The organism is Bacteroidota bacterium (genome assembly GCA_025059945.1).
Classification (GTDB): Bacteria; Bacteroidota; Rhodothermia; order JANXDC01; family JANXDC01; genus JANXDC01.
On sequence record JANXDC010000014.1, the window covers coordinates 1 to 16,947 of the forward strand.

At 62.7% G+C, this 16,947-nt stretch carries 14 protein-coding genes; all 14 read right to left on the reverse strand.

The genetic code is table 11. The features are described from left to right. The coding region (locus NZ993_07895; protein MCS7155712.1) for an ArsB/NhaD family transporter at window positions 1-1,372 on the reverse strand (1,372 nt) is incomplete at its 3' end. A gap of 13 nt (window positions 1,373-1,385) precedes the next feature. Continuing rightward, window positions 1,386-2,957, reverse strand: a complete 1,572-nt coding sequence (locus NZ993_07900) for an NADH-quinone oxidoreductase subunit M (GenBank protein MCS7155713.1) — start codon at window positions 2,955-2,957, stop codon at window positions 1,386-1,388. Between the two features lie 18 nt (window positions 2,958-2,975). Beyond that, window positions 2,976-4,889 carry an NADH-quinone oxidoreductase subunit L gene (gene nuoL / locus NZ993_07905; protein MCS7155714.1) on the reverse strand — a complete coding sequence of 638 codons (1,914 nt, stop codon included), beginning with the start codon at window positions 4,887-4,889 and terminating at the stop codon, window positions 2,976-2,978. A gap of 7 nt (window positions 4,890-4,896) precedes the next feature. Beyond that, a complete protein-coding gene (gene nuoK, locus NZ993_07910; protein ID MCS7155715.1) occupies window positions 4,897-5,199 on the reverse strand; it encodes an NADH-quinone oxidoreductase subunit NuoK in 303 nt (100 codons plus the stop codon). Window positions 5,200-5,217: 18 nt separating this feature from the next. Beyond that, entirely contained in the window at window positions 5,218-5,721 is a 504-nt protein-coding gene (locus tag NZ993_07915; protein ID MCS7155716.1) for an NADH-quinone oxidoreductase subunit J, read from the reverse strand. A 67-nt stretch (window positions 5,722-5,788) separates the two neighbouring features. Then, window positions 5,789-7,351 carry a hypothetical protein gene (locus NZ993_07920; protein MCS7155717.1) on the reverse strand — a complete coding sequence of 521 codons (1,563 nt, stop codon included), beginning with the start codon at window positions 7,349-7,351 and terminating at the stop codon, window positions 5,789-5,791. Between the two features lie 12 nt (window positions 7,352-7,363). Next, a complete protein-coding gene (leuS, locus tag NZ993_07925; protein MCS7155718.1) occupies window positions 7,364-10,096 on the reverse strand; it encodes a leucine--tRNA ligase in 2,733 nt (910 codons plus the stop codon). A 237-nt stretch (window positions 10,097-10,333) separates the two neighbouring features. After that, on the reverse strand, window positions 10,334-11,236 hold the full coding sequence (locus tag NZ993_07930; protein MCS7155719.1) for a universal stress protein: 903 nt from the start codon (window positions 11,234-11,236) through the stop codon (window positions 10,334-10,336). Between the two features lie 21 nt (window positions 11,237-11,257). Then, window positions 11,258-11,683: an RrF2 family transcriptional regulator gene (locus NZ993_07935; GenBank protein MCS7155720.1), complete on the reverse strand. Its 426-nt coding sequence runs from the start codon at window positions 11,681-11,683 to the stop codon at window positions 11,258-11,260. Between the two features lie 146 nt (window positions 11,684-11,829). Continuing rightward, window positions 11,830-13,344 (reverse strand): amidohydrolase family protein, encoded by a 1,515-nt coding sequence (locus tag NZ993_07940; GenBank protein ID MCS7155721.1) that lies wholly within the window; start codon window positions 13,342-13,344, stop codon window positions 11,830-11,832. 157 nt (window positions 13,345-13,501) lie between these two features. Beyond that, window positions 13,502-14,518, reverse strand: a complete 1,017-nt coding sequence (locus NZ993_07945) for a hydroxyacid dehydrogenase (protein ID MCS7155722.1) — start codon at window positions 14,516-14,518, stop codon at window positions 13,502-13,504. A gap of 128 nt (window positions 14,519-14,646) precedes the next feature. Continuing rightward, a complete protein-coding gene (locus NZ993_07950; protein ID MCS7155723.1) occupies window positions 14,647-15,072 on the reverse strand; it encodes a hypothetical protein in 426 nt (141 codons plus the stop codon). Beyond that, window positions 15,063-15,272, reverse strand: coding sequence for a hypothetical protein (locus tag NZ993_07955; GenBank protein MCS7155724.1), 210 nt, complete (start codon window positions 15,270-15,272; stop codon window positions 15,063-15,065). The genes NZ993_07950 and NZ993_07955 overlap by 10 nt, the downstream gene beginning before the upstream one ends. Window positions 15,273-15,288: 16 nt before the next feature. Further along, complete coding sequence (locus NZ993_07960; GenBank protein MCS7155725.1) at window positions 15,289-16,890, reverse strand: hypothetical protein; 1,602 nt, start codon at window positions 16,888-16,890, stop codon at window positions 15,289-15,291. Window positions 16,891-16,947: the final 57 nt, after the last annotated feature.

Genomic DNA, 16,947 nt, shown 5'->3' on the forward strand with positions numbered 1-16,947 from the left:
TCATGATCGGAAAACCGTACTTGAAGAACTCCACGAACGTGATTTTATGACGGGCCCGTTCGGCCAGCCCCACCACGATCACGTTCGCAGAGGCCCCGATATAGGTGCCGTTGCCCCCCAGGCAGGCGCCCAGCGCAAGCGACCACCAGACCGGAATAAGATCCGGATGTTTGATCAAGGCCGAGGCCGGAAGCTCCCCGGCTCGCACCTGGGCCGCGACGTCCGGAAAAAGGCTCTGGGCCATTTCGATGATTAAGGGGTTCATAGTGGCCACGTAGGGGATGTTGTCCACGAAGGCCGACAACACCGCGGAAACCCAGAGGATAAGTATGGAGGTCTTAAACAAGTCGCCCTGGGTGAGCAGCAGCGCTTGCTCGGCCAATAGCTTGATGAGCCCTACGCGCACAATACCCCCGATGACGATGAAAAGGCCGATAAAGAAAAAGATCGTATTCCATTCGACCTCGGCTAGGGTGTGATGGGGATTATGGCGCCGCAAAGCGAGCAGAAGCGCGGCCCCGGCCAGCGCCACCGTAGCGGGCTGATAGTGCAGCACCCCGTGCACGGCAAAGCCTACAATGACAAGAGCCAGCACCAGGAGCGATTTGCGCAATAGCACCCAGTCTTTGATTTGGGATTTCGGATCCAGGGCCAGAATCCGCAACCGGTCTTGTTCCGAGACCCGAATCCCGCGGGCAAAGACCCAGCGCAGCACGGGCACATAGAAAAGCAGGATGAGCAGCACAGCCGGGCCCAGGTTGGTGATAAACTCCATGAAGGAAAGCCCGGTGCGGGAGGCGATCATGATGTTCGGGGGATCCCCGATGAGCGTGGCCGTGCCCCCGATGTTTGAAGCCAGGGCCTCGGAGATCAAAAACGGTACAGGGGTGATTTTCAGATCCTTGCAGATGGCAATAGTCACAGGCGCCATCAACAACACCGTGGTCACGTTGTCCAGAAAAGCGGAAAAAAACGCTGTGGCCAGGTTGAGCACGACCAGGATCAGGGTGGGATTGCCACGCGATACGTGCACCGACCAGACGGCCACGTACTCGAATAGGCCCGTCTCCTTGAGCACGTTGATGATGACCATCATGCCCATGAGCAGGAAGATCACGTTCCAATCGACGCCGTACTCGTGCGTGTAAAAGCTCTGATCCTGCTCTGTGATGTGCAGCGTAAGCATCGCCGCCGCCCCCAGGAGGGCGATGATGGTCTTGTGGAGCTTTTTCTCGTAAAAGACAATGGCCACGTAGACGGCCAAAAAGATCCCCGTGGCAATCCAGAATTCGTACTCTTGAGCGAACCACTGGATGTCCTGCGCCGCCTCGGCGGCGAAGTACCAGAATCCCAAAAGCCAGTTTGCGAGCATGGGCACCTCCGATCTATCGGGGAAAAACCATCCCGTCGGTTGCGACGGGATCGGGGGAAGGCAAAAGTCGATCCGATCGCCGATTGCTTTCTTGCAGCTGCTGCACCCGCTGCGCCCGCAGCTCCAGCAGATAGGTCAGCTGCGCTTCTGATCGATACAGCCCATAGCGGGGCGCAAGGCCGAACCCGAGCACCAGGGCCAGAGCAGGCAGAAGGCCAAACAGGCCCCAGGAGGGGCCTGGGTTCGGGACGCGCTTAAGCGGACCCCAGAAGAGGCGCTCAAAAAGCCGCAACATGTAAACAGCCGCAAGCACCACGCCCGAGGCGGCAATGGCAGCATACCAGCCCGAATCCAGCAGGGGGCTTCGGAAGGCGCCCAGCAGAATAAGCCATTCGCCGACGAAACCGGCTAGCCCCGGAAGTCCGATGAAGGCGAGCACCAAGACCCCGAAAAAGGCCGCCTGCAGGGGGAGCGGTCCCGCCCATCCCCCGTAGAGCTCGGGGGCGAGCAAGCCGCCCAATCGGCGCTCTAGATCAGCTAGCAGCACAAAAAGTCCGGCCACGATCCAGGTGCTCATCACGGCTTGCCAGATCACCCCCTGCCAGGCCTCCGCGGTGGTGGCCGAAAGACCCAAAAACAGCAGCCCCATATGCGCGATCGAGCCGTAGGCCAGAGCGCGCCGCGCGTCGCGCTCCGAATAAGCCAAAAGCCCGCCGTAGAGCACGCTTAGCAGGCCCAAGATGGCCCCCATCGAGACAAGCCCCTCCCAGGCGCTCGGAAACAGGGGCGCTCCCCAACGCAGCATCCCGTAGACGCCCAGCTTTGAAAGCCCTATAAGCAGCGGGGGGCCCTCGGCATACGCGGCCGGAAGCCAGGCGTGCACGGGCACAAGGCCGGCCTTGATGACGAAGGCCAGCGCAAAGGCCCCCAAGAGCCAATATTGCTCCTTGAGCTCAGGCAGGTACTGGCGGCTTATGCGCAGCCAGTCGGCCGTGAAAACGGAGTTGTTGAAAGCCCGCCCCGCTTCAACGCCCACGTAGAGAATGGCCACCAGCAACAGCAAAGAGCCCACGAGGGTATACAGCAGAAACCGAAGCGCCGCGCCCCAGGCCTCCTGCCGCCCCCACAGGCCGATGAGGAAGAAGGCGGGGATAAGAGTAAGCTCAAAGAAGACGTAAAACAGCACCAGATCCACGGCCAAAAACGCCCCAAAGAGAGCGCCCATGAGCAGCAGCAACAAGGCGTAGTAGGCCGCCTCATGCGCCCGGGGGACCGCCCAAGAGCCCCAGATGACGAGGAAGCCCAAAAGGGCCACCATGACCAAGAAAGGCAGATTGAGGCCGTCCAAGGCCACGTAGTAGGATACGTCGAAGCCCGCGATCCAGGGCCCCAAGCGCTCGGCAAGCTGTAACCCCCCGGCCCGATCCGGCAAAAAGCGCATCCAGACGTAAGCCGTCCAGCACACCACTAGCAGGCTCACCCCGGAGGCCAGAAGCCGCGCCAAGGTGGGTCGGCGCACCAGCGCCACTAGCAGGGCCCCCAGCCACGGTAGGATGATGAGCGTGCTAAGCGGATACGATAGCATAACCCAATCCCCCAGCGACTACAGACCCCCTGCGCGCCAAAGAAACCATAGTAGCACCCCCAGGGCGCCCAAAAGCATGAGCAGCGCATACAGGGATACAAAGCCGCTGGCAAGCCGCCGCACCCCTAGCCCTACTTGCAGCGCAAGCCAGGAGACCAGCTCCGTAAGGCCACCGACCAGGTGGCGCTCCGTCCATCGAAGGGGCCGCTCCGATCGCTGCAGCATGGGGCGCACTATGAGGCGTTCATAGAGCGCGTCGACTCGGTATTGATCGCGGCACAGCGCGTAAAACGAACCCAGGCGCCGCTCAAGCCGTCGATCGGCCTCTAGCCCATGTCGGCCCCAGAAACGCCAGGCAGCCCATGCCCCCACCAGGGCCACAAGCGCCGAAACCAGCAGCGCCCCGAGCTCCAGACCGATCGGTAGCTCATGGGGCTCGTCCACGACGCTTGCGGCTAGCCACAGGCCGATCCAATCCCAGGCCCCATGGCCCACAAAAGAGGGCCACCCCAGCCAGCCCGCCGCAAGCGAGCCCAGCCCCAATAGCACCAGCGGAACCAACATGACGAGCGGCGCCTCGTGAGGGTGCGCGCCATAAGCAGCACGCGGAGGCCCATGAAAGACGAGCACACACAGCCGCATGATGTAGGCCGCGGTCAGGGCCGCGCCCAGAAGGGCGAGCGCCCACAGGAGCAAACCGCCAGAGCCCAGCACGGCGGCCAAGATCTTGTCTTTCGAAAAAAAGCCGGCAAGCGGAGGTAGACCGGCCATAGCCAAGCTGGCTAGCAGGAAAACCCGGTACGTCCACGGCATGTGGGCCCGTAGCCCGCCCATGCGCCGGATGTCCTGCTCTCCCTTTAGCGCGTGTATGACGGCGCCTGCGCCCAAGAAGAGCGCGGCCTTAAAGAAGGCGTGCGTAAGCACATGAAAAATCGCCGCCGAGAAGGCTCCCACGCCCACGCCTAGGAACATGAAGCCGAGTTGGGAAATGGTCGAGTAGGCCAACACCTTCTTGATATCGTATTGCGTCAGGGCGATCGTAGCGGCCATAAGGGCCGTAATCAGGCCCACGGCGGCGACGAAGGCGAGCAGGTCCGGCGAGAGCCCATACAGCGGGGAGAGCCGGGCAAACAGGTACACCCCGGCCGTCACCATGGTGGCCGCGTGTATGAGGGCGGAGACGGGCGTGGGGCCCGCCATGGCGTCCGGAAGCCAGACGAAAAGCGGGATCTGAGCGCTTTTGCCCGTGGCCCCGATAAACAGAAGCAGCCCGATTCCGGCCAGGGTTTCGGGCCCGATGCTTGAACCCCGCTCCAAGACGGGGCCCAAATCTAAGGAACCGACCTCGCGAAAGAGCCACAAAAGGCCCACAAGAAAGGCGAAATCCCCGATGCGGTTGACGACAAAGGCCTTGCGCGCCGCAAAGGCCTTGGCCGGATCCTCGTACCCGTGTCCGATGAGCAGATACGAACACAGCCCCACCCCCTCCCAGCCCAAAAAGAGCAAAAGCAGGTTATCGGCGAGCACGAGCAGAAGCATCGCGGCGATGAAGAGGTTAAGATGCGCAAAGTAGCGCCAATAGCCTGCCTCCCCGCGCATGTAGCCGATCGAGTAGAGGTGAATCAGCGCGCCTACGCCCGTTACAATGAGGGCCATCAGCAAGGAGAGGGCATCCAAACGAAAAGCGAACGCGGCCGCAAAATCGCCAGAGGCGATCCACGGGTACAGCACCACGCGCAGGGGTAGCTCCTCAGCGGGAACCCCCAGGAAAAGCCCCAGGGCGATGGCGAAAGCGCCTAGGACAAGCCCTGTGCTCAGCGCCCCTATCCAACGCTCCCAGCGGCGGTAGCGCGGCCAAAGCAGGCCCGCTAGGCCGTTTACGCAGAACCCCACCAGGGGAAGCCCCACCAGCCAAGGCGTCCACTCCGGCATGTTCGCCTCAACCCCGAAGCAAACGGATTTGATCGACGTCGAGCGTCTCCCGATTGCGGAAGAGCGCGATCACCAGGGCTAGCCCCACGGCGACTTCGGCCGCGGCCACGCACATGACAAAGAAAACCAACACCTGGCCCGTGGGGTCGGCTAGGGCGCGCGAGAAGGCCACAAGGGACAGGTTGGCGGCGTTGAGCATCATCTCCACGCACATGAAGATGACGATTGCACTTCGGCGCAAAAGCACCCCCACGACGCCCAGCACAAACAGGAGCGCGCTCAAGGCGAGATATCCGGCTATCGGAACCACGGCGCGGCTTTCTTTATCTTACTTAAAACGTCGCTTGGCCAACATCACGGCGCCGATCATGGCCACCAGAAGCAACAAGGCCACAAGCTCAAAGCCCACTAGGTAAGTGGAAAACAACGTCCGACCCAAAGAGTCGACCGTCCCCACGGAGCTGGGCTCTGGATTCCTCTCAAAAGCGGTCCGGGCGAAGGCCCAAAGCCCGGCGCCGATGCCCATCAGAAGGCCTGCACCTAGAAGCAGCGCCAGCAGCCCCGTCAGATCCAGGCGCAGACGAGGCAGGGACTCGGGCTGTAGGTTCAACAGCATGATCACGAACAGAAACAGCACCACGATGGCCCCCGCATAGACGATCACCTGGGCGACGGCCAAAAACTGCGCCTCAAGCGACAGGTACAGACCGGCTAGGCTGAAGAAGTTCAGCACCAAAGATAGGGCGCTGTATACGGGGTTGCGCGCGGCGATTACGCCCACCGCCCCCGCAATAGCCAGGGCGCCGAAAAGAGAAAACAGGATCGCTTGCATACGGTTTTCGCGGCCCAAAGAGCCGCGTGAAAGTAGAAAGCCCGATCGGGCCTGCGCAACATGGGCCCTAAAGGGCTGCCAGCAACCGCGCCCCCGCAATCGTAAGCATCAGGGCCACGGGATAGACCAAAGCGTAGGCCATAGAGGGGGCCTCGGAATCGCTCATCTGGGAGACAGAGGAGAGCGCGACCCCAGAGGTCATCCCGCCGCAGAGAACGCCTAAGGCGAGTAGAGGGTTGTAGGCCCACCGGCGAAGCCAATAAGCCCCCACGAGCAGCGCGGCGACCGTCAGGCCCGCCCCCATGAGGGCGACCCGCCATCCGCCGCTTCGCAAAGCGGGCTCAAGGGCCGATCCGGCCTCCACGCCTACGACAGCCAAAAACAAACTCACGCCGAGTTGGCGCAATAGACCGGCTCCGGCCGTGGACATGCGCCACAGTATGGGGCCCGTCTTGCCCAGCCGGCCCAGCACAAGCCCCGCAAGCAGGACCCCACCGGCTGTGCCAAGCCGCAACGGACCCAGAGGCAGGGAACCCAGCCACAACCCCAACGCGATGCCCAGCGCCGCCGGAGCCCAATCCGTTTCCCCCAGCCGGCGGATGTCGTTGCCCAGCAGGCGCACCACGTCGGGAATGGCGACCTCAGGTCCGACCAGCACCAGCTTATCGCCCATCTCGAGCGTCTGATTGCCCGTGGGGGGCACATCCAGGCCGGCCCGCTGGATGCGAGCCACGGTCACCCCGTAGGATCGGAAAAGATCCAGCTCCCGAAGCGTGCGCCCCACGACGGCGCGATGGGTTACGAGCACCTCCGCCGAGGTAAAGCCGCCGCTAAAGGGCAGCTCCTCTTCGATGGGCTGGCCTACGAAGAGGGCGAAGCGCTCAAGCTCCTCGGGCGTGCCTATGGCTCGAACGCGATCCCCCAGGCGCACCACGCGGTCTGGATGCGGCGGCAGAACCCAATCGTCTTGGGCGTGGCGACTGATCACCACCCCAAAGGCGCGGCCCAGATCGAGCTCCCGGAAAGTGCGTCCGTCCAAGTTTGGGTTCGTAATGCGAAAGTTGCGCGCGATGCGCGCGGGGCTTCTGCGGCGTTGCTCAGCCTCCCAGGCGCGCCGGGCGGCCTCTAGATCCCAACCCAACCACCGCGGGAGCAGGCGAATGCCCACCACGGCGGCCAACATCCCCAAAGGATAACTAAGCGTGTAGCCCACGATCGGAACCGAACTGCGCATGGCTTCCACGGCCACGGCCAGACCGGGCGTCGAGGTGAGCGCGCCAGCAAAAACCCCCACCCACAGCCGGGGGTCCAGGTCCGGAAACAGCATCCGGAACCCCCAGGTGCCCAACAGCACAACGCCGATCATGGCCAGGACGGCCAGATGGGGCCGGATCCCCTCCTGGCGCAGGGCCTCGAAAAACCCCGGGCCCGCCTGCAGGCCTACGGTGTAGAGAAAAAGCACAAGCCCCAGCTCGCGCAGCACCCCAGGAAGCTCCAGGCCCATATGACCGGCCAGCAACGCCACTACCAGCATGGCCGCGGGACCCAGAGAGACCCCCCGCCAGGAGGCGCTGCCCAGTCCGAGACCCAGGGCTAGCAGAGCAAAGAGGACGACGAGCTCGCCCACCACGACGCGATTGGCTCACACTACGAGGTTGAGGAGCCGGTCCGGCACGAACACGACGCGCCGAATGGATTTGCCGTCCGTGTGACGTTGCACGTTTGGCTCCCGCAGAGCCTGCTCTAGAACAGACTCCTGCGAACTGCCTGCGGGCACCCGGACGCTAGCCCGAACCCGGCCGTTTACCTGTACGACCACGACGGCCTCCTCACGTACCAGAAACTCCGGATCGTACTCTGGCCAGGGTTCGTAAGCGAGCGTCCGATCATGCCCCAGGCGCTCCCAGAGCTCCTCGGCTATGTGGGGCGCATAGGGGCTGATGAGCAGCACAAAGGGCTCGGCCACCGCCCGGGGGAAGACGGCCCATCGAGCGGCCTCGTTTACGAAGATCATCATCTGGGCGATGGCCGTGTTGAAACGCATGCGTTCGGTGTCCTCGGTCACCTTACGAATGGTCTCATGCAGCAGGCGCAGCTGCTCGCGCTGGGGCTCTTGATCGCTTACGCGCAGTGTTCCGGTCGCCTCGTCCACGTACAAGCGCCAGAGGCGCTGCAGAAAGCGGTAGACGCCCTCCACCCCGCGCGTGCTCCAGGGCTTGGTGTCCTCCAGGGGTCCCATGAACATCTCATAAAGCCGCAGGGCGTCGGCGCCGTATTGCCGGACGATCTCATCGGGATTGACCACGTTACCCCGGCTCTTGCTCATCTTGTAGGCCCGGGCATCGACGCGGATCTCGGGCTGATGACGCAGCACAAAGTGCTCGCCACGTTTCTCTACGTCATCGGCCGTGATCTTGCGGCCGTATACGGGCCTCTGGGTGCGGCGATCGGCGTAGCTCGCCTCGCCCGTCTCTTCAACAAACTCAGCCGATACGGGCTCTCCGCGTTCGTCCAGAAACAGGGTGAACTCGAGCTCCCCAAGGATCAAGCCCTGATTGACGAGCTTCATAAAGGGCTCGGGCGTGGAGACGATCCCCAGATCGTAGAGCACCTTGTGCCAAAAACGCGCGTACAGAAGGTGCAAGACGGCGTGCTCGGCCCCGCCGACGTAAAGGTCTACGGGCATCCAGTAGCGCTCTTTTTCGAGATCAAAGGGCCGCCTCGGGTTTCGGGGATCTAGGTAGCGCAGGTAATACCAGCAGGAACCGGCCCATTGCGGCATGGTGTTCGTCTCCCTATGGAAGGTGCGCACCTGCACCCCGGGGGGAGGCTCCTGTCCGGGCTTGAGCAGGCGTACCGTGCCCTCCGGGGTCACCCAACCGCGCACGCGCACCCAATCGAGGGCGCGCGCCAGAGGCGGCTGAGGCTCCGCATCGGGATCCGGAACCGGCTGAGGGCGAAAGTCCTCCAAATCCGGCAGCAAAACGGGTAGCTCGGATTCGTCCAGCGGGTAGGTGGCTAGGCGCCTGCCCTCGGCGTCCACCTCATGCACGATGGGGAAGGGTTCACCCCAGTAGCGCTGCCGGCTAAAGAGCCAATCCCGCAACCGGTATTGCACGCAAGCCCGGCCCAGACCCTTGCGCTCCAGCCAGGCGACGACGGCACGCTTGGCCTCTTCGTTGTACAAGCCGTCTAGGGAGAGTTCGGCATTGCGCGAGTTTACATGGAGGCCGTCCCCCAAATAGGCGCCCTTTTCCAAGTCGCCGCCCTGGACCACCTCCACAATCGGCAGCCCATGGGCGCGAGCAAAGGCCCAGTCCCGCTCATCGTGGCCGGGCACACCCATAATAGCCCCCGTGCCGTAGTGGGCCAACACGTAGTCGGCGATCCATATCGGGATCTGCCGTCCCGTGGCGGGGTTGATCGCATAACCCCCCGTGAAGACGCCCGTCTTTTGCCGGCCCAGCTCGGTGCGTTCTAGATCCGACTTGCGGGCCGCCTGTTCGCGGTAGGCTTCCACAAGCGGACGCTGTTCGGCCGTGGTGATGCGCATGACGAGCTCATGCTCCGGAGCCAAGACCATGTATGTGGCCCCGAAAAGCGTATCCGGGCGCGTAGTGAAGACCCGAATGCGCTCCTGCAAGCCTACGACGGGGAACTCGATCTCCGCGCCCTCGGAGCGGCCGATCCAATGGCGCTGCATCTCCTTGATGTTTTCCGGCCAGTCCAGAAGATCCAGATCCTGCAGAAGCCGCTCGGCATAAGCCGTAATGCGCAGCATCCACTGGCGCATCGGGCGCCGGTAGACGGGATGGCCGCCGCGCTCGGACTTGCCATCGATCACCTCTTCGTTGGCCAGCACGGTGCCCAGGGCCGGACACCAGTTGACGGGCACCTCGGCCTCGTAGGCTAACCCCCGCTTGTAGAGCTGCAGAAAAATCCACTGCGTCCAACGGTAATACTCCGGGTCCGTGGTGTCGATCTCCCGATCCCAATCGTACGAAAAGCCCAGGCTTTTGAGCTGCTCCCGAAAACGGGCGATGTTGCGCTCCGTAGTCAGGCGAGGATGGGTGTTGGTCTCGATCGCATACTGCTCAGCTGGCAACCCAAAGGCGTCCCAGCCCATCGGATGCAGCACGTTATAGCCCCGCATGCGCCGGTAGCGGGCCAAGATGTCGGTGGCCGTGTAGCCCTCCGGATGCCCTACGTGCAAACCGGCCCCGCTGGGATAGGGGAACATGTCCAGTACGTAGAACTTCGGCCTGGCCGGATCGAAATCAGGATCGCCCGGATCGGGGGTGCGAAAGGTCTTCTGGCGCTCCCAATAAGCTTGCCATTTGGGCTCGATGCGACGGGGATCGTAGGCGTAACGCATAGCACATGACCCGTTGGGATGGGAAAAATTACAGGCTCCCGATGGGGCATCGCAACGCGTCCGCCCAGGGACAACAAAAAGGCCCCCGCCGCAAGCACGCAGCGAGGGCCCGGGATGGACGCACCGCTTCTCCGCTCCAGAATCGTGCCGGAAGGCTATGAGGCCGCTATAGGGCGCTTGCGCGATGGGGGGGTTTCTCTTATACCCGCGCGGGGCGCAAAACGAAAAACCTCCTTATCAGGTCGAGCGCATAGCGGGAGGCCGTATCGTGAGCACCGAGCAGGGAGCGTGGCGCACGACGTACTCCGTTGTGCTGCCCAGCAGGATGTGCTTAAGCCCGGAGTAGCCGTGCGTGGACATCACAATGAGGTCGATCTCCTTGCGGGCCGCAAAATCCACAATCCCGGCCGTTGAGCTGCCCAGGTTGAACTGCAGGTAGGCCTCCTGCACCCAGCGGCGCTCCTCTTCGCCAAAACGGGTCAGGCGCTCGCGTTCCAGCTTCTCTTGGTACTCTGCGCGCAGGCGCTCCAAAAGCTGGCTATCGCTTAGAGGCACGTACTCAGCCACGTAAAAGAGCGTGATCTTGGCTTCGAAGGCCCGAGCCAGCTGCACGGCCAAGGGGTAGGCCTCAGCGGCCAGATCCGAAAAATCCGTCGGAAGCAGAATGTGCCGAATGGGGCGCTCCGGCTCCCCGCGAAACACCCAGACGGGCACGGAGCTGGTTCGCACCACGCGCTCCGTGGTGCTGCCCAGCAGCCACCGCGCCAGACCGGAGCGCCCATGCGTGCCCAGTAGGATCAGATCGCAGTGCAGTTCGCGGGCCGCCTCTACAATCCCTATGGCAGGGGCGCCCAGACGCACCTGAGCGGCCTGAGCCCAGGCTGGATATCCTTGCTCCGCCAAATAGGTGCGCAGGTAATCGAGCGCCTCCTGGCGGCGCTTCTCATCATCCGGCACCGCCGCAGGACCGTAGAGTTCAAAGGGCAGGCTCAATACGGGATCGATGGCCGGCAGCGGAGCTAGCACGTAAAGCGGAATCGCCTCCGAGGCGAAACGCTCCGCCAAGCGGGCCGCTAGTTTCAAAGCCTCCGGAGAGCGATCCGAAAAATCCAGAGGCACCAGCAGACGTCTAAAGGGCATTCGACACCTCCTGCTTCAAGGTTACTCTTCACGGGGTTGGATGGAGCTTTCCCGCATCAGCTCGGCGATCGAGCGCTGACCGAGCACATCGCGAATCGCCTGCCTAGCGGGTTTCCAGCGCTCATGAATCGGACAGGGGTTGTCATCGGAGCATTGCTTAAGCCCAATACCGCAGCGTTCAAAGATCCCCAGCCCATCGACGGCAGCGACAACGTCCAGGAGCGTCAAGCGGCTGGCCGACACCGCCAACCGAAACCCCCCCGTGGGCCCCTTAAAGGATTCGACCAAGCCCGATTTGGCCAGATCCTGCAAGATCTTGGCCAGAAAATGCTTGGGGATATGCAGTTGCTCAGCGATCTCCTTACTCATCACCAACCGATCAGGGTCTTGCTGCGCCAAGTACAGGACGGCCTGAATGGCGTACTCGCAAGCCCGCGAAAGCACCATAATGGCGATTCCCCCTTTTTCATTCCAAAAATAGACTTACGAGTCCGAATATACGTTTCCATCGAGAGCCCACGCAAGGCGCTTGCATGGGATCTGGCGCGACCCTGATATCCGGAGGGTCAGAGGGGTACTCTCGAAAAAGGGTGCTACGATCCCGATCCGGCCGCCTCCTGGCGCTTGGCCTCCTCAACCATGCGCGCTGCGTCCTCTAGCAGCCGCTTGGCGTCGTAGAGGATGCCGTCCTTGATCGTATAAACGATCCCCCGGGTGCGCGTTACGCGGCCCGCCTCATCGAGCCGGATCCACCCCGTGCCATAGAGCACCTTGAAGTTCTCTAGCGGGTTTTCGGCCACCACCACCAGGTCGGCCAGTTTGCCCGGGGCCACAATGCCTATGTCGGGGTTGCCGAGGGCTTCGGCCCCGTGCATGGTGGCGGCTCGTACAACCTCCAGGGGGTGAAAGCCTGCCTCCTGCAGCAGCTCCAGCTCTCGGATGTAGCCGAAGCCGTACAGCTTGAAGATGAATCCGGAGTCGGAGCCCGTTACGACGCGCCCGCCGCGGTTCTTGTACTCGTTTAGCCAGCGGAACCAGAGCTGGTAGTTGCGCTTCCATTCGATTTCGTCGTGCGTAGTCCAGTAAAACCAGTACGATCCATGCGCGGTGCGGCTGGGCTGAAAGAAGCGCCACAAGCTGGGCAGCGTGTAGCGATCGTGCCATTCGGCGCGCATCTCGCGCATGAGATCGCGACTGGCCTCGTAGATCGAAAGCGTAGGGCTGAAGATGAAGCCCAACTTCAGGAACTCCTCCATGACAGCGTTCCACTTGGGGCTTCCCGGCGGGGCGGCCTGCTTCCAGAGCCGGCCGGCTTGCCCGAAGCGATGCTGTTCGTCCTGGTAGTTGTAGTCAGTCGGGAAATCCTGCACGGTCCGGTCCACGAAAAGCGCCTCCGGAAGCCCATACCAGTGCTCCAGGGTCGTCAGCCCCAACCGGGCCGCGTCGAGGGCGTTCATCCGGGCTACACCCATCTGATCCAGGTGTGCGGCCGTACGCAAACCGAGCTTGCGGGCCTCGTCGATGGTGGCGGCCATGATCTCCGGCGGCAAGGCCCCGAGCTTAAGACCATCGGCTCCGCGCTTGGCGACCTCGCGCACCCAAGCTCGCGCCGCCTCGGGCGTCGTAAGGGGCTCGCGCGCCCCTTGTCCGAAGCGCACATACGCATATATGCGGGGCGCCACGATCCGGTTTTCCGCACTTCGGCGCTTATGCTCCAGGACCCAATCGAGCCCGTTGCCGGAGCCCGGATCCCGAATCGTCGTGATCCCGTGCGCCATCCAGAGCTTGAAGACGTACTCCGCAGGTGTGCCCTGCTCCGCCCCGCCGATGTGGGCGTGCGTATCGATGAAGCCCGGCAGTACGTACATGCCCGAGACGTCCAACTCCTTGGTCGCACCCTTCGGACGGCGGTCCGGATCGATGGGCACCCCCGGATAGCCCACGCGCACGATCTCTCTAATGCGGTTGCGCTCGATGACGATGTCCACAGGCCCGATGGGCGGCGCCCCCGTGCCGTCTATGAGCATGGCCCCGCGCAGGATGAGCCGATCAAACGGGCCCTCCCCTTCGCCTGGACGCCTGTCGGGGGCCGGGGCAATGGAGCGCATCTGCCCCAACGCAGAAGATGCGCAGAACAACACAAGCAACAATGTGCGTCCCATAGTGTTCTACCTCCTCACTCGAGCAAAGCCAACATAGAACCCGAGCGCGTTAAGCGCAACGCTCACCTCTTCTGCCGAGGCCAGCGAGAGGGGGTCGGAGCGTTTATCCTACCACATTTCGTGGCCCGCCGGCCAGGAAGGCCTTCAGGTTCTCCAGGGTCGTGTCCAGGATGCGCTGCACAGCCTCTTGGCTATTGAAGGCGATATGGGGGGTGAAGACCACGTTGTCGCGTTTAAGCAGTAGGTGGGCCTGCACGACCTGACGAAACGTCTGCTCGGCGACGGGCATCTTGAGCAGGGCGCTTTCCTCTTTTATGTATTCCTCGCCTTCGATTACATCCAGTCCGGCGCCGGCTAGAATCCCCTCGTTAAGCGCCCACAGAAGCGCCTCCGTATCGACCACGCTGCCCCGGGCCGTGTTGATGAGCAGCGCCCCGCGCTTCATTTTGCTCAGCGTCTCCCGGTTGATAAGGTGATGCGTGTCGGGCTGCGCGGGCACATGTAGCGAGACGATGTCCGATTCCCTAAGCAGCGTATCCAAGTCCGTGTACGCAAAGCCCAACACCTCCGCTAGCAGCGGATAGGGGCGGACGTCATAGGCCAGCACGCGCATGCCAAAGCCGCGGGCGATCCGGATCACGTGCAGCCCGATGTGGCCAGCACCTATGACGCCGAGCGTCTTGCCGTAGAGGTCGAATCCGCGCAGCTCCGGAATCCGGTACTCACCGCGCAGCCCCTGAAAATAGGCGGCATGCAGCTTGCGCGATAGCGACAGGATCAAGGCAAAAGTGTGTTCCGCAACCGTGTTCTCCCCGTAATGGGGCACGTTGCAGACCGTAATGCCGCGCTCTTGGCATGTGGCCAGGTCGATGTGATCGTAGCCCGTCGACATGGTGAGCACAAGCCGCAGGTTCGGCAGGGCTTCCAGCAGAGCGCGGTCGAGCTTGGTCCAAATGAAGACGGCGATCGCCTCGCTGTCGGCGTACTGGGCGACGGTGGCGGAACTGAGGGGCTCTGCGCAGAAGCAGACTGTAACCGCTTCGGCGATGCCCAGGCGCTGTAGCCCATTTCGGAGGTAGTCGGGTTGCCAGGGCTCTAGCTCGAAAAATGCTACCCGCATACATCCTCCCGCAAAAGGCAGGGCAAGATAGGACAAGCTTCCGCAAGCCACAACACTCGCCTTGCCGCCTCAAAGCAAGGCGAGCAAAAAACAGGCGGACTCACGAGCCCGCCTGCGCATAAGGCCGCTCAAAAAGCCCTAGCCGGTCGGCTGCGGAGCCGACGCAAAAGCCAGGAGCGGAAGGCCTCTATGTCCTTGTGCCCCCGGATTAAGGCGGAAAGCATTCTGGAGGAGGCGTTTTCGGAAGCGGCCAGTTCAAAGCCGTTTGCCTCCAAAAAGCGCACCAGGGCCATCCAAGCCGTTGCGGCGTTGCCTTGTCGGAAGGGCCTGTACTCCAGTAATCCCCGCACCAGGACCGCCCCGCAGCGGGCTACTTGCATCGCTCGGCTTTGGCGGGGACTTGTCTCTGCCTCCCGGTAAAGCAGCACCAGAGCGAGCTCAAGGGCCGCAAGCTCCCGCACCTCCTCTTCCCAGCCCAGACGCTCAGAGAGCGCCTCGTGGAGCCAGAGCAGCTCTCCCACCGTGGGAAGTTCAATCGGGCGGGCTACGGCCAAGCCCCGATTCGGTCCAATAGAGCGCGGTAGCGGCGTATGTGCGCCTCCAGGCGGCGCATCTCGGCCTCTTCGCGTCGCCGTTCAGCGGAAAGCAAGCGCTCCACAGCTACAAGGAGCAGGTAATCCGGCGACACCCCGTAACGGCGGGCGATAGCCTCCAGTCGGAGGCGCACCTCAGGTGGAAGATGTCGTTCCGGCATGTCGGTGAGGACCGCGCTAGCGGCCCACCTCCAGGCCCAGACGCCAGAGCGTACGCTCCGGGATTCGGTTTCCCTCTAGGATATGCCGCCTTTCCCAGCGAAACCAGAGCACAAAGGCGCGCCACGGTTCCCAGCGCAAGGCCAAGCTGAGCTCTAGCCAGCGATGAAGATCGCTTAAGACAAGAAAGCGTTTTTTGCCCTCCGACAATGAACCGGATCCCTCTAGTAGGTCTCCTCCCACATTGCGGATAAGCCGACCTTGAGCGTCTAGGACGTTTAGACCCTTGCGCACATGGCTGATGCTAAACTCCAGGTGGCCGCGCCCGGGCAGCCACCGAGTGAGCGTTGCGCGCCATGAGTCGGCATTCGGCCCCGCGGGATGTCCGATCCCCCACTGGCGCTCGCGGTATGCGTTATAAGGCGTGGGATGAGAATACACAAAAGGGTCGACGTACGTGTACGAACATCCGGCCTCCCACCCCGCCGGGCCATACCAGCGAAAGCCAACCTGAAAGGCGTGCTTGTTGTCGAGCGTGTCGGTGAAAAGCCCGCTGAAAGTGAGGTTATCGATAAGCCATGTTCCGTGCAGCAGCAGGCCGCCTTTTAGGCGCACGCGCGTCTCAAGCGTCCAGAGCACGTTGTCCAGAAAACCGAATTCATCTTCGCTGATCAGAAACGGATACAGGGGCACCCAATAGGCCAGCTCCATGCCGCGGTTGCCGTATACGACCGCTTCCGTAAAAGCCCATATCCAGCCCGGAAGGGGTTCGCTCTGCACCCGATGCAGGGCAAGCCAGCGAGGCCGCTTAAGGGACCCTGTTCTGCTCGGATCCTCTGGCAGCGGAACTTCGATGGCCCGCTCCGAAAGCGCCGCATGCAAGAAATGAAACTGCAGGCGCGGATACGCTAGCCGCAGCCGCAGGTACGGCACATACGGGGGGTTGTCGGACCAAAGCAGGGAGGATTCGGGCTCGGATCCGTACAGAAGCCGCCCCCGGCCTAGTTCAAGCTCTACGGGGGTGGCGTGGTAGTTTATGAAGGCCTGCACGTCATAGGAGCCCTCTTCGAGAATGCTCGCGTTTTGCGTGCGCGACCAGACGGGATCAAAACGCCCCAACTCCGCCGGTCGATACCCTATGGCTCGCGCATCCAGGAAAAACCCCACGCGCCCAAACACACTTCCGTACACGCGCCCTCCCAGACGCGAAACCGGCCCCATGTAGCGAGCCCCTTCGAAGGCGCGCATCAGCTCCGCGCCTAAGGATAAGTCCAGGAAAAAGCGCGTCTGCTCGTCTCGATACGTGTACAAGTGCCGCTCCAAGGCGGTGCTGCAGAAGCCGGGCTTAAAGAGGGTCGCCTCCTGAGCGGGCTCATCTCGCAGCTCGCGGACCCAGCTGCGCCAAAGCGCACGATCTCGCCTGCCTAGCCTGAGGGTATCGACCGCGAGCAGGCGCTCCAGCAGCTGCGCGCGTGCGACCGGGGGGGCCTCTTCTCCTCGAACGGCAAGCACCCCCCGTCCGTAGGCGCGCTCAAGCCACCGGTACACAAGATGCGGATAAGGCCAAAGCTCAGCTCTCTGCGGTTGCGCCTCAGCCGAGGACGCTAGGATCAGCCCCACCCCCCAACCGATCGCTATGGCCTTTTTTGCCTGCGCTAACCGCAAATCGAGTTAAGA

What these genes read in the sequence shown, in the direction of transcription:
- NZ993_07945 (MCS7155722.1), bottom strand. Translation starts at nt 14,518, where the DNA reads ATGCGGGTAGCATTTTTCGAGCTAGAGCCCTGGCAACCCGACTACCTC.
- NZ993_07955 (MCS7155724.1), bottom strand. Translation starts at nt 15,272, where the DNA reads ATGCCGGAACGACATCTTCCACCTGAGGTGCGCCTCCGACTGGAGGCT.
- nuoL (MCS7155714.1), bottom strand. Translation starts at nt 4,889, where the DNA reads ATGCCGGAGTGGACGCCTTGGCTGGTGGGGCTTCCCCTGGTGGGGTTC.
- leuS (MCS7155718.1), bottom strand. Translation starts at nt 10,096, where the DNA reads ATGCGTTACGCCTACGATCCCCGTCGCATCGAGCCCAAATGGCAAGCT.
- NZ993_07900 (MCS7155713.1), bottom strand. Translation starts at nt 2,957, where the DNA reads ATGCTATCGTATCCGCTTAGCACGCTCATCATCCTACCGTGGCTGGGG.
- NZ993_07915 (MCS7155716.1), bottom strand. Translation starts at nt 5,721, where the DNA reads ATGCAAGCGATCCTGTTTTCTCTTTTCGGCGCCCTGGCTATTGCGGGG.
- NZ993_07930 (MCS7155719.1), bottom strand. Translation starts at nt 11,236, where the DNA reads ATGCCCTTTAGACGTCTGCTGGTGCCTCTGGATTTTTCGGATCGCTCT.
- NZ993_07935 (MCS7155720.1), bottom strand. Translation starts at nt 11,683, where the DNA reads ATGGTGCTTTCGCGGGCTTGCGAGTACGCCATTCAGGCCGTCCTGTAC.
- NZ993_07940 (MCS7155721.1), bottom strand. Translation starts at nt 13,344, where the DNA reads ATGCGCTCCATTGCCCCGGCCCCCGACAGGCGTCCAGGCGAAGGGGAG.